This is a genomic window from Pseudomonas sp. MYb541, assembly GCF_037479595.1.
GTDB lineage: Bacteria > Pseudomonadota > Gammaproteobacteria > Pseudomonadales > Pseudomonadaceae > Aquipseudomonas > Aquipseudomonas canadensis.
Genome location: NZ_JBBGYS010000078.1, coordinates 1 through 12412, shown reverse-complemented (window position 1 = coordinate 12412; position 12412 = coordinate 1). Strand labels below are relative to the sequence as shown.

The 12412-nt window shown below is 59.9% G+C and carries 8 protein-coding genes; 2 read left to right on the top strand and 6 right to left on the bottom strand.

Annotated elements, in window-relative coordinates:
- Positions 1 to 85: 85 nt before the first annotated feature.
- The 5 genes from topA to WH299_RS29400 all read right to left on the bottom strand — a co-directional run bounded on the left by topA (position 86) and on the right by WH299_RS29400 (position 7565).
- Positions 86 to 2707 (bottom strand): type I DNA topoisomerase, encoded by a 2622-nt coding sequence (topA, locus tag WH299_RS29420; RefSeq protein WP_339551998.1) that lies wholly within the window; start codon positions 2705 to 2707, stop codon positions 86 to 88.
- Between the two features lie 114 nt (positions 2708 to 2821).
- Positions 2822 to 3058, bottom strand: coding sequence for a DUF1653 domain-containing protein (locus WH299_RS29415; RefSeq protein ID WP_028619417.1), 237 nt, complete (start codon positions 3056 to 3058; stop codon positions 2822 to 2824).
- Positions 3059 to 3155: 97 nt separating this feature from the next.
- The gene (gene fadA, locus WH299_RS29410) at positions 3156 to 4331 is read right to left on the bottom strand and encodes an acetyl-CoA C-acyltransferase FadA (RefSeq protein ID WP_339551997.1); all 1176 of its coding nucleotides are present in this window, start codon (positions 4329 to 4331) and stop codon (positions 3156 to 3158) included.
- Positions 4332 to 4360: 29 nt separating this feature from the next.
- Entirely contained in the window at positions 4361 to 6508 is a 2148-nt protein-coding gene (fadB, locus tag WH299_RS29405) for a fatty acid oxidation complex subunit alpha FadB (RefSeq protein ID WP_028619416.1), read from the bottom strand.
- Between the two features lie 619 nt (positions 6509 to 7127).
- Positions 7128 to 7565 carry a hypothetical protein gene (locus tag WH299_RS29400; protein WP_028619415.1) on the bottom strand — a complete coding sequence of 146 codons (438 nt, stop codon included), beginning with the start codon at positions 7563 to 7565 and terminating at the stop codon, positions 7128 to 7130.
- A gap of 105 nt (positions 7566 to 7670) precedes the next feature.
- Between WH299_RS29400 and WH299_RS29395 the strand changes: the two genes are divergently transcribed.
- Complete coding sequence (locus WH299_RS29395) at positions 7671 to 8111, top strand: universal stress protein (protein WP_122724979.1); 441 nt, start codon at positions 7671 to 7673, stop codon at positions 8109 to 8111.
- A gap of 183 nt (positions 8112 to 8294) precedes the next feature.
- Here WH299_RS29395 and WH299_RS29390 read toward each other — a convergent pair whose 3' ends face one another.
- A complete protein-coding gene (locus WH299_RS29390; protein ID WP_339551996.1) occupies positions 8295 to 10214 on the bottom strand; it encodes an ATP-binding cassette domain-containing protein in 1920 nt (639 codons plus the stop codon).
- A 213-nt stretch (positions 10215 to 10427) separates the two neighbouring features.
- On the opposite strand from WH299_RS29390, the gene WH299_RS29385 reads away from it, so the two are divergent.
- Positions 10428 to 12356: a transglycosylase SLT domain-containing protein gene (locus tag WH299_RS29385; RefSeq protein WP_122724975.1), complete on the top strand. Its 1929-nt coding sequence runs from the start codon at positions 10428 to 10430 to the stop codon at positions 12354 to 12356.
- Positions 12357 to 12412: the final 56 nt, after the last annotated feature.

Here is a 12412-nt window from a genome sequence, read left to right as displayed (position 1 = left end):
GGGGGGGGGGGGGGGGGGGGGGGGGGGGGCCGCCCCCCCCCCCCCCACAGCAAGCCCGCTCCTACATAGTGGGCAGATTAGTTGATCAAGCGCCCTGGCGCTTATCCTCGACCTTCCACTTGCCGCCGTCGTAGAACGCTTTCCAGCCGGTAGGCTTGCCGTCCACTTCGGTCTGCACGTACTGCTCCTTGGTCTTGCGACTGTAGCGGATCACGGCTGGACGACCATCCGGGTCCTTCTTCGGCGCTTCACACAGGAAGTGGTACTTAGGATCGATCTCATCCTTGTGCGGCACGATCTCCAGCACCAACGGCGCGCGGGTCTCGCGGTTCTTCGGGAACTGGCTGGCCGCCAGGAACAACCCCGAAGCGCCGTCACGCAGGATGTAGGTGTCATTGACCTTCTCGCACTTGAGCTCGGGCATCTTCACCGGGTCCATCTTCGGCGGCGCCGCGTCACCGCTTTTCAGCAGTTTGCGGGTGTTCTTGCAGGTCGGGTTGGTGCAACCGAAGAACTTGCCGAAACGGCCGGTCTTGAGCTGCATCTCGCTGCCGCACTTGTCGCATTCCAGGCTCGGACCTTCGTAGCCCTTGATGCGATAGGTACCTTCTTCAATCTCGTAGCCGTTGCAATCCGGGTTGTTACCGCAGATGTGCAGCTTGTGCTTCTCGTCCAGCAGGTAGGCGTCCATCGCCGTGCTGCAGATCGGGCAACGGTGCTTGCCACGCAGTACCAGCGACTCGGACTCACCCTCGTCGTCGGCGGCGATTTCATCACCCGGCACCAGGTTGACAGTGGCCTTGCAACGCTCTTTCGGCGGCAGGCTGTAGCCCGAGCAGCCGAGGAACACGCCAGTGGACGCCGTACGAATCTGCATCGGCCGACCGCAGGTCTGGCACGGGATGTCAGTCATCACCGGCTGGTTGGCGCGCATGCCATTTTCAGGGCTCTCGGCTACTTCGAGTTTTTTCTTGAAGTCGCCGTAGAACTCGTCCAACACGTTTTTCCAGTCGCGTTCGCCCTGGGCCACGTCATCGAGATTCTCTTCCATGCCGGCAGTGAAGCCGTAGTCCATTAGGTTGGAGAAGCTCTCGGACAGGCGCTCGGTCACGATGTCGCCCATCTTTTCCGAGTAGAAACGACGGTTGTGCAGCGCAACGTAACCACGGTCTTGAATGGTGGAGATGATCGCTGCATAGGTCGACGGACGACCGATACCGCGTTTTTCCATCTCTTTTACCAGGCTGGCTTCCGAATAACGCGCCGGCGGCTTGGTGAAGTGCTGGGACGGGTCGAGCTGGATCAGCTTGAGGGTGTCGCCCTGGGCCATGTCCGGCAGCACGTCGTCATCGCCAGGCTTGGCGATTTGCGGCATCACACGGGTGTAACCGTCGAACTTGAGGATACGGCCCTTGGCACGCAGCTCGAAGTCGCCAGCGCCCACGCTCACAGTAGTGGACAGGTATTGCGCCGGCAGCATCTGGCAGGCCAGGAACTGGCGCCAGATCAGCTCGTAGAGGCGCTCAGCATCGCGCTCCATGCCGCTCAGCTTGCTTGGCTCGGTGTTGGCGTCGGACGGACGAATCGCTTCGTGAGCCTCCTGTGCGCCTTCCTTGCTGCTGTAGACGTTTGGCTTCTCCGGCAGGTACTTCTTGCCGAACTCGCTTTCAATATAAGTACGCGCCATCGCGACTGCGTCCACCGACAGGTTGGTGGAGTCGGTACGCATATAAGTGATGTAGCCGGCCTCGTACAAGCGCTGGGCCATCATCATGGTTTTCTTCACACCAAAGCCCAGGCGGTTACTCGCGGCCTGTTGCAGGGTGGACGTGATGAACGGCGCCGATGGCTTGCTGCTGGTCGGTTTGTCTTCACGCTTGACGATGCTGTAGCTGGAAGACTTGAGCTTCTCCAGCGCGGCCATGGCCTGGGCTTCGTTCAGCGGCTTGAAGGCCTCGCCTTTTTCGCGAGCCACTTCAAAGCGCACGTTGGCGCCCTTGGCGGTGCCGAGGTCGGCGTGGACTTCCCAGTACTCTTCGGGGATGAACGCACGAATCTCGCGCTCACGCTCCACCACCAGCTTCACCGCAACCGATTGCACGCGACCGGCCGACAGGCCACGGGCGATCTTGGCCCACAGCAGCGGCGAAACCATATAACCCACGACGCGGTCGAGGAAACGACGGGCCTGCTGGGCGTTGACGCGGTCGATGTCCAGTTCGCCCGGCTTGGAGAAGGCTTCCTGGATGGCTTTCTTGGTGATTTCGTTGAACACCACACGCTTGTAGCGGCTGTCATCACCGCCGATGGCTTCCCGCAGGTGCCAGGCAATGGCTTCCCCTTCGCGGTCCAAGTCCGTCGCGAGATAGATGGTGTCAGCATCCTTGGCGAGCCGGCGCAGCTCTTCGATGACCTTTTCCTTGCCTGGAAGGATTTCGTACTTGGCCTTCCAGCCATGATCCGGGTCCACACCCATGCGCGAGACCAGCTGCTTGCGCGCTTTCTCTTTAGGGGTGAGCACCGGACCTTCGCCCGCAGCCGCCTTGCCGCGCTTGGCGGCAGGCTCCTTGCTGGCGCTAGCCGAACCGCTGGTGGGCAGGTCTCGGATATGGCCGATACTCGACTTCACCACGTACTCGTTGCCCAAGTACTTGTTGATGGTCTTGGCCTTAGCCGGGGATTCCACAATGACCAGCGATTTGCCCATGGATCGGAAAATTCCTGAATTCGAGAAGTGAAAGGCAGTTGGCGCCTGTCGCGGCAACGCTATATATAGTGGCAACAAGGTGAGGTCAAGCGCAGCATTCTGCGCGACCTGCCGTTATTGCCCTGAAAAAAGACTGGGTTCGGCCTGGACCAAAGCAAAGCGCGGGACCTGCTCGCCGTCAACCTCGACGGTCTCCACAAACATGCTCAAGGGGCGTACCCAAAAGCCGTAATCGCCATACAGTGCTTGGTAGAACACTACTTCTTCTTCGGTCTCGGAGTGGCGTGCCACACTGAAAACACGGTACTGCGGACCTTTATAATGCTGGTAGAGCCCTGGTTCGACTTTCATGCTCTGGCCCTCTTACAAAATTTGTTAAAAAAAAAATACAAAACCACCCAAAAACAAAAACCGGGGCACTGGGCCCCGGCTTCCGTCAACCTAACGCTTAGACGCGTTCGAAGACGGTGGAAATGCCTTGGCCGAGACCAATGCACATGGTTGCAACCCCTAGGTTGCCGCCATTTTGCTTCATCACGTTAAGCAAAGTGCCGGAGATACGCGCACCGGAGCAACCGAATGGGTGGCCCAGGGCAATCGCGCCGCCGTGCAGGTTAACCTTCTCATTCATCTTGTCGAGTACTTTCAAATCTTTCAGCACGGGCAGGGCCTGTGCGGCGAAAGCTTCGTTGAGCTCGAAGAAGTCGATGTCGTTGATGGTCAGGCCTGCGCGCTTCAAGGCTTTTTGTGTGGCCGGTACAGGACCATAGCCCATGATTGCCGGGTCCACACCTGCCACAGCCATCGAACGGATCACGGCCAGCGGTTGGATGCCCAGGTCCTGGGCACGTTGCGCCGACATCACGATCATGCACGAAGCGCCGTCGGTGATTTGCGACGAAGTACCGGCTGTCACGGTGCCGCCCTTTGGATTGAACGCTGGCTTCAGCGCGGCCAAGCTTTCCAGGGTGGTATCCGGACGAATGGTTTCGTCGTAGTCGAACAGTTTCAGGAAACCGTTCTCGTCATAACCGTTCATCGGGATGATTTCATCCTTGAACTTGCCTTCCACAGTCGCCTTGTGGGCGAGCTGGTGGGAACGCAGGCCGAACGCGTCCTGGGCTTCGCGGTTAATGCCGTGCATTTTGCCGAGCATTTCCGCAGTCAGGCCCATCATGCCCGAGGCTTTTGCCGCGTACAGCGACATGTGCGGGTTAGGATCAACGCCGTGCATCATGCTGACGTGGCCCATGTGCTCCACGCCACCGACCACGAACACATCACCGTTGCCGGTCATGATGGCCTGGGCGGCGGTGTGCAGCGCGCTCATCGACGAACCGCACAGGCGGCTGACGGTCTGGCCGGCGGCGGTGTGCGGAATCTGGGTCATCAGCGACGCCATGCGCGCGATGTTCCAGCCCTGCTCCAGGGTCTGGTTGACGCAGCCCCAGATCACGTCCTCGACTTCGTTTGGGTCGACCTTGACGTTGCGTTCCAGCAGTTTGCTGATCAGGTGTGCCGACATGTCTTCGGCACGGGTGTTGCGGTGCATGCCGCCCTTGGAGCGGCCCATCGGCGTACGACCGAAGTCGACGATCACGACGTCTCTTGGATTCAAGCTCATAAATATTCTCGCTCTAGTCGTCTGGGCACTTAACCGAAGAAGCGCTGGCCGTTCTTGGCCATTTCACGCAGCTTCGCGGTCGGGTGGTACAGCGGGCCCAAATCAGCGTATTGATCAGCCAGGGCAACGAACTCGGCCACACCGATCGAATCGATGTAACGCAGCGCACCACCACGGAATGGAGGGAAACCAATACCGTACACCAGGCCCATATCGGCTTCGGCGGCGGTTTCGACGATGCCGTCTTCCAGGCAACGCACGGTTTCCAGGCACAGGGCGATCATCATCCAGTTGATGATGTCTTCGTCCGACACCTCACGCTGTTCGTAGATGACCGGAGCCAGCACTTCATGCACCGACGGGTCGGCCACTTTCTTCTGCTTGCCCTTCTTGTCGGCCTCGTAGGCGTAGAAACCCTTGCCGTTCTTCTGGCCCAGGCGCTTGGCCTCGTACAGCGCGTCGATCGCCGAGCGGCGGTCGTCTTTCATGCGGTCCGGGAAGCCTTCAGCCATCACGTCGCGACCATGGTGGCCGGTGTCGATGCCGACCACGTCCATCAGGTACGCCGGGCCCATTGGCCAGCCGAATTTCTCCATGACTTTGTCGATGCGCACGAAGTCCACGCCGGCGCTGACCAACTTGGCGAAACCGCCGAAGTAAGGGAACAGCACGCGGTTGACCAGGAAGCCCGGGCAGTCGTTGACCACGATCGGGTTCTTGCCCATTTTCTTGGCGTAGGCAACGGTGGTGGCAACGGCCAGCTCGCTGGACTTCTCGCCACGGATGACTTCCACCAGCGGCATCATGTGCACTGGGTTGAAGAAGTGCATGCCGACGAAGTTCTCCGGACGCTTCAAGGCCTTGGCCAGCAGCGAGATGGAAATGGTCGAGGTGTTGGACGCCAGGATGGTGTCGTCTTTGACCTGGGCTTCCACTTCGGCCAGCACGGCTTGCTTGACCTTCGGGTTCTCGACAACGGCTTCGACCACCAGGTCGACGTGGCCGAAATCGCCGTAGGACAGCGTAGGACGAATGCCGTTAAGCACTTCAGCCATTTTCGCAGCGGTCATGCGACCTTTGTCCACACGACCGACCAGCAGCTTGGCGGCTTCTGCCAGGCCTTGCTCGATGCCATGCTCGTTGATGTCTTTCATCAGGATCGGCGTGCCTTTGGACGCCGACTGATAGGCGATACCGCCGCCCATGATACCGGCGCCGAGTACGGCAGCCTGTTTCACGTCCTTGGCGATTTCGTCGTAGGCCTTGGCCTTTTTCTTAAGTTCCTGATCGTTCAGGAACAGGCCGATCAGGCTCTGGGCTGCGGAGGTTTTCGCCAATTTGACGAAGCCAGCCGCTTCCACTTCCAGAGCTTTGTCGCGACCGAAGTTCGCGGCTTTCTGGATGGTCTTGATCGCCTCAACCGGTGCCGGGTAGTTCGGGCCGGCCTGGCCAGCCACGAAACCTTTGGCTGTTTCGAACGACATCATTTGTTCGATGGCGTTGAGCTTGAGTTTTTCCAGCTTCGGCTGACGCTTGGCCTTGTAGTCAAATTCGCCGCTGATGGCGCCCTTGATCAGGTTCAATGCGGCTTCGGCCAGTTTGTCCGGGGCAACCACAGCGTCGACAGCACCGACTTTCAGTGCGTCTTCAGCACGGTTTTCCTTACCGGCGGCAATCCACTCGATAGCGTTGTCGGCACCGATCAGGCGCGGCAGGCGCACGGTACCGCCAAAACCTGGGTAGATGCCCAGTTTGACTTCAGGCAGGCCGATCTTGGCCGTGGCCGACATGACGCGGAAGTCTGCCGCCAGGCACATTTCCAGGCCACCGCCCAACGCGATGCCGTTGATCGCGGCGACGGTCGGTACGTTGAGGTCTTCAAAATCGCTGAAAATCTTGTTGGCTTCGAGGTTGCCAGCCACCAGCTCGGCATCGGGCAGCTTGAAGTTGTCGACGAATTCGGTGATGTCAGCGCCGACGATGAACACGTCCTTGCCGCTGGAAACGATCACGCCCTTGACCGAAGCATCTGCTTTGATGGTGTCTACGGCCTGACGCAATTCATTCAGGGTTAGACGGTTGAACTTGTTGACGGACTCACCCTTGAGGTCGAATTTCAGTTCGACGATGCCACTTTCAAGAGCCTTAACCGTGATGGCTTTACCTTCGTAAATCATCAACTGATCTCCACGATATGGAAGCTGAACAGTACACATTGGACGCTGGCCTCTGGCTGGACACTGACAGTTGCGTCAATGCTCATGCCAATCCGCCAGGCACACCCGCCAATGCGATAGTCGGGATTCTGTATGAGCGGTCTGACAGACAAACGCTCAATTCATACGCCCGTTTGATTTGGGTACGCCACCTTCATCCAATTCCGGGCAATTGTCAATCGCTCGAAAGGCTAGGAAAAACGCGACTTTCCAGTCATTTCAGAACCCCGACCATAAGCCCGCGACTCGTCAATATTCAAATATTCACGAAATCAATAATGGAAAAGATGAGGGAAAAGGCTGTACAGAACGGGATATGCCGCTAGGCTAGCGACAACCGTACCGCGCTTGGATGAACATCCGACGCAGGGAACACAGAATTACCGGCCTGCCTGGCCAACTCCAGCCCGATGATGATGTCGGGCTTTTTATTGCCTGCCGTTTTCCATGATTTGCACGCCCTTTGTAGGAGCCCGGCTTGCCGGCGATGGGGCCCGCAAACATTGCGCCAATCTTGAGAACGCCATCGCCGGCAAGCCGGGCTCCTACAGGGGGTTGTCGCAGGCCGCCAGGGTCGGCGTCAGGCCAAGGCCTTGAGCAGCGTATCGATAGCCTTCAACACGCTCGCCTCGCCCTTCTCGCCCCAATACAGGGCGATCATCTGCTTGTCGGCTTCGACCTTGTAGACGTTGTCCGGCAACGTCGCAAAATGCGGCAACAACTTTTCATCAACACACACTTCACGCCACTGATTCACCCAGACTCCGGGCTCCAACTGCCAGTAACTCCAAATGGCCGGTGTGCTGCCACGCCGTGGCCGGCAGTACTGCGCGCACGGGCTCGGTGGCTCCTGCTTGAGCCAATGCGGCCATTCCTGGGGCGACAACTGCATGGCCAGGCCGATGCGGCGCGCCTCCATGCGCAGGGCCATGCGCCCGCTCTGATGGCGCGACGGGCGCAGCCATGCCAGGGGGCTCAGAACCACCACAAGGATTGACACCACTATCCAGACCGTCATATGTGTACTCCCGAATTTCTAGATGAGCGGATTTGACCTGACGCAACCCCATCCGCTTGAAAGCAGCCATACTGAACATATTGCAGTCCCTTGGAGGAACGCCTCATGCCCTACCAACATATTCTGGTCGCTGTCGATCTGACCGAAGAGTGCGATCCGGTGATCAAGCGCGCGCAGGAATCTGCATTGGCCAATGGCGCCATACTGTCGCTGGTGCATATCGTCGAGCCCATGGCCATGGCCTTTGGAGGCGACGTGCCCATGGACCTTTCCCAGTTGCAGCAACAACAATTTGACCAGGCCAAGGAGCGCCTGGACCGTTTGATTCTCAAATACCCGCACCTGAAAAAGGAAGACTGCCACCTGACGTACGGCCAACCGCGCCAGGAAATCCACCATCTGGCCAAGGAAAAGGCTTGCGACTTGATCGTGGTGGGTAGCCATGGTCGTCACGGTTTGGCGTTGTTGCTGGGTTCTACAGCCAATGATGTGCTGCACGGTGCGCCGTGCGATGTGCTGGCGGTGAAGCTGGTGAAGAGCTCCTAAGAACACTGAAAATCAAAGGTGGGAGCTGGCTTGCCTGCGATAGCAGTCTGTCAGTCGCCAGGTGTATCAACTGACAGACTGCTATCGCAGGCAAGCCAGCTCTCACATTTTTAACTGTATTTCATATAAAAAACCCGGTGCTCATGAAAATGAACACCGGGTTTTTTAATGCACTGGAATCACTCAGGCATCCAGCTCAGCCCAACGCTCAACCAACGCTTCCAGCTCCTGGTTCAGTTTCTCCAGGGAGGCAATCACCTTGGCGGTTTCCGCCGCAGGACGCAGGTAGAAGCCCGCGTCAGCCATTTCCGCCTCTACCGCGGCGATCTGCTGTTCCTTGGCCTCGATATCACCCGGCAAGGCTTCCAGTTCACGCTGCAGCTTGTAGCTGAGCTTCTTCTTGCCCACTGGCGCCGCCTCTGCAACCGGCGCAGCCGCCGCCACCGGAGCCACCACGGCCGAGTTCAAGTCGGCCTTGCCGGATTTGCTCTCGGTCACGCCCAGCAGGCGCGGCGAGCCGCCCTGGCGCAGCCAGTCCTGGTAACCACCGACGTATTCACGCACCTTGCCTTCACCTTCGAAGACCAGGGTGCTGGTGACCACGTTGTCGAGGAATGCCCGGTCGTGACTCACCATCAGCACGGTACCGTTGAAGGTCAGCAGCACTTCTTCCAGCAGTTCGAGCGTTTCCACGTCGAGGTCGTTGGTCGGTTCATCGAGCACCAGCAGGTTGGCCGGTTTGCTGAACAGCTTGGCCAGCAGCAGGCGCGCACGCTCGCCACCGGACAAGGCTTTCACCGGCGTACGTGCACGCTGCGGGCTGAACAGGAAGTCGCCCAGGTAGCTGAGCACGTGGCGGCTCTGGCCGTCGATGTCGATAAAGTCGCGGCCTTCGGCGACGTTGTCGATCACGGTCTTTTCCAGGTCCAACTGGTGGCGCAGCTGGTCGAAGTAAGCCACGTCGATGCGCGTGCCCTCTTCCACGGTGCCGCTGGTCGGCTGCAGGCCGCTGAGCATCAGCTTGAGCAAGGTGGTCTTGCCGGTGCCGTTGGCGCCCAGCAGGCCGATACGGTCGCCGCGCTGCAGGACCATGGAGAAGTCCTTGATCAGGAACGGGCCGTCCGGGTGATGGAAGCTGACGTTCTCCAGCACCATCACCTGCTTGCCCGACTTGTCGGCAGTGTCCAGCTGGATATTCGCCTTGCCGGTACGCTCGCGGCGTTCGCTGCGCTCGACACGCAGGGCTTTCAGGGCGCGTACGCGGCCTTCGTTACGGGTGCGGCGGGCCTTGATGCCCTGGCGGATCCAGACTTCTTCCTGGGCCAGCTTCTTGTCGAACAGCGCGTTGGCGGTTTCTTCGGCGGCCAGCGCAGCTTCCTTGTGCACCAGGAAGCTGGCGTAGTCGCCGTTCCAGTCGATCAAGCCGCCACGATCCAGTTCGAGGATGCGGGTCGCCAGGTTTTGCAGGAAGGAACGGTCGTGCGTGATGAACAGCACGGCGCCCTGGAATTCCTTGAGGGCCTCTTCCAGCCAGGCAATCGCGCCGATGTCCAGGTGGTTGGTGGGCTCGTCGAGCAGTAGCAGATCCGGCTCGGACACCAGGGCCTGGGCCAGCAGCACGCGACGACGCCAGCCACCGGACAACTCGGCGAGGGTCTTGTCGGCCGGCAGTTGCAGGCGGCTCAAGGTGCTGTCGACCAGTTGCTGCAAGCGCCAGCCATCGCGGGCTTCGAGGTCTTGCTGAACGTGCATCAGTTTGTTCAGGTCGTCTTCGGTGACGCAGTTCTGCGCCAGGTGATGGTATTCGGCGAGCAGTGCGCCGACGCCGTCGAGGCCTTCGGCAACCACGTCGAACACAGTCCGTCCGTCGGCCACCGGCAATTCTTGCGGCAATTCGCCGATCTTGAGGCCCGGCGCGCGCCATACAGAGCCGTCATCAGGCTTCTGATCGCCTTTGACCAGCTTCATCATGCTGGATTTGCCGGTGCCGTTGCGGCCGATGATGCACACCCGCTCACCACGGGCGATCTGCCAGGACACCTTGTCCAACAACGGCATAGCGCCGAAAGCAAGGGACACATCGCTGAATTTGAGCAGGGTCATACGCTTCTCCAAAAACTGGGCGCGCATTCTACCTGAGTTAGGGGTGGGATGCGGCTGGCATTTTCGCTGCCGACACGTTCTGTAGGACATTTGCTACGAACTTGAACGAACCGCCCAGCAAAGCTTTCGTCTGCGTCGGGCAAAAGGCTAAGCTAGGGGCAATCAGTGTCGGCGGTGCCGATGCTAGTCGTGATTTCTCTGCACGGACGTCTCATGCGCAGTCGCCTTTTCAACTTTTTATCTTGTCTGCTTCTTTCCGCCACCGCCGTTCAATCCGCCCAGGCCGTGGACCTCACCACCCAACGTCAATATTACGATGAAGCCAAACGGGCCCTGGCCAAAGGCGACACCGGCCCGTACATGCAATACAGCCAGGCCCTGGCCGATTACCCGCTGACACCGTACCTGGCCTATGACGAACTGACGGCACGCCTGAAAACCGCGAGCAACCAGGAAATCGAGCAGTTCCTCGCCAAAAACGGCGACCTGCCCCAGGCCAACTGGATGAAACTGCGCTGGTTGCGCTGGCTGGCCGAGCGTGGTGACTGGCAGACTTTTGAAAAGTACTACGACGCCAAGCTCAATTTCGTTGAGCTGGACTGCCTGCATGGCCAGTACCAGCTCACCCACAATCTGAAAGCCGAAGGCTACAAGACCACCGAAAAACTGTGGATGACCGGCAAGTCTCAACCGGCTGCCTGCGATGCCACCTTCGGCCAATGGGCGGCCGACGGCCAGCTCACCGAACAGAAGATCTGGGACCGCGCCAAACTCGCCGCCGAAGCGCGCAACTACGCACTCGCCAACAGCCTGGTGAAAACCTTGCCTACCCTCGGCGCCCAAGGCCGCCTGATGGTGGACGTGGCACAAAAACCCGAGATGCTCAGCGACCCGTCACGCTTCCTGCCGGCCACCGAGGCCATGTCGGACGCCGTCGGCCTGGGCTTGCGTCGCCTGGCCCGCCAGGATCCGGACAAGGCCATGGCCCTGCTCGATGGCTACGCCAGCAGCATGCACTTCTCCCGTGACGAAAAAGTGTCGATCGCCCGGGAAATAGGCCTGACGTTGGCCAAGCGCTATGACCCTCGCGCCCTCGAGGTGATGACCAAGTACGACCCAGAACTGCGCGACAACACCGTCTCCGAATGGCGCCTGCGCTTGCTGCTGCGCCTGGCGCGCTGGGAAGATGCGTACCAGTTGACCCGCAAACTCCCACAGGACTTGGCGACCACCAACCGCTGGCGCTACTGGCAGGCCCGCAGCCTGGAACTGGCCGAGCCGAAAAACCCGCAAGCGCTGGTCCTGTACAAGCACCTGTCGCAAGAGCGCGACTTCTACGGCTTCCTCGCAGCGGATCGCTCCAAGGCCCCGTACCAGTTGAAGAACAAACCGCTGCCAATGAGCCAGGCGCTAATCAACAAGGTGCGCAACACCCCCGGCGTACGCCGTGCGCTGGAGTTCTACGCCCGAGGCCAGATCGTGGATGGCCGTCGCGAGTGGTACCACGTGAGCCGTCACTTCAACCGTGACGAGATGGTCGCCCAGGCCCGATTGGCCTACGACATGAAGTGGTACTTCCCGGCGATCCGCACCATCAGCCAGGCGCAATACTGGGACGACCTGGACATCCGCTTCCCAATGGCGCACCGCGACACCTTGGTGCGTGAAGCCAAGGTGCGCGGCCTGCATTCCAGCTGGGTGTTCGCCATCACTCGCCAGGAAAGCGCCTTCATGGACGACGCCCGCTCCGGCGTCGGTGCCAGCGGCCTGATGCAACTCATGCCCGGCACTGCCAAGGAAACCGCGCGCAAGTTCAGCATCCCCCTGGCCTCCCCGGCCCAGGTGCTGGACCCGGACAAGAACATCCAGCTCGGCGCCGCCTACCTGAGCCAGGTGCACAGCCAGTTCAACGGCAACCGCGTACTCGCCTCCGCCGCCTACAACGCCGGCCCCGGCCGCGTGCGCCAATGGCTGCGCGGCGCCGACCACCTGAGTTTCGACGTGTGGGTGGAAAGCATCCCGTTCGACGAAACCCGCCAGTATGTGCAGAACGTGCTGTCTTATTCGGTGATCTACGGGCAGAAACTCAACTCGCCACAGCCGCTGGTGGATTGGCATGAGCGGTATTTTGATGATCAGTAAGGCCTAGCCCGAAGGTCCCCCTGCTCCAGGGGATTGAAAACCCTGTAGCAAGCGGG

Bases quoted from the DNA above. Each gene is read 5' to 3' on its own strand.
- topA (WP_339551998.1), bottom strand. From the start codon at position 2,707: ATGGGCAAATCGCTGGTCATTGTGGAATCCCCGGCTAAGGCCAAGACC.
- WH299_RS29415 (WP_028619417.1), bottom strand. From the start codon at position 3,058: ATGAAAGTCGAACCAGGGCTCTACCAGCATTATAAAGGTCCGCAGTAC.
- fadA (WP_339551997.1), bottom strand. From the start codon at position 4,331: ATGAGCTTGAATCCAAGAGACGTCGTGATCGTCGACTTCGGTCGTACG.
- fadB (WP_028619416.1), bottom strand. From the start codon at position 6,508: ATGATTTACGAAGGTAAAGCCATCACGGTTAAGGCTCTTGAAAGTGGC.
- WH299_RS29400 (WP_028619415.1), bottom strand. From the start codon at position 7,565: ATGACGGTCTGGATAGTGGTGTCAATCCTTGTGGTGGTTCTGAGCCCC.
- WH299_RS29395 (WP_122724979.1), top strand. From the start codon at position 7,671: ATGCCCTACCAACATATTCTGGTCGCTGTCGATCTGACCGAAGAGTGC.
- WH299_RS29390 (WP_339551996.1), bottom strand. From the start codon at position 10,214: ATGACCCTGCTCAAATTCAGCGATGTGTCCCTTGCTTTCGGCGCTATG.
- WH299_RS29385 (WP_122724975.1), top strand. From the start codon at position 10,428: ATGCGCAGTCGCCTTTTCAACTTTTTATCTTGTCTGCTTCTTTCCGCC.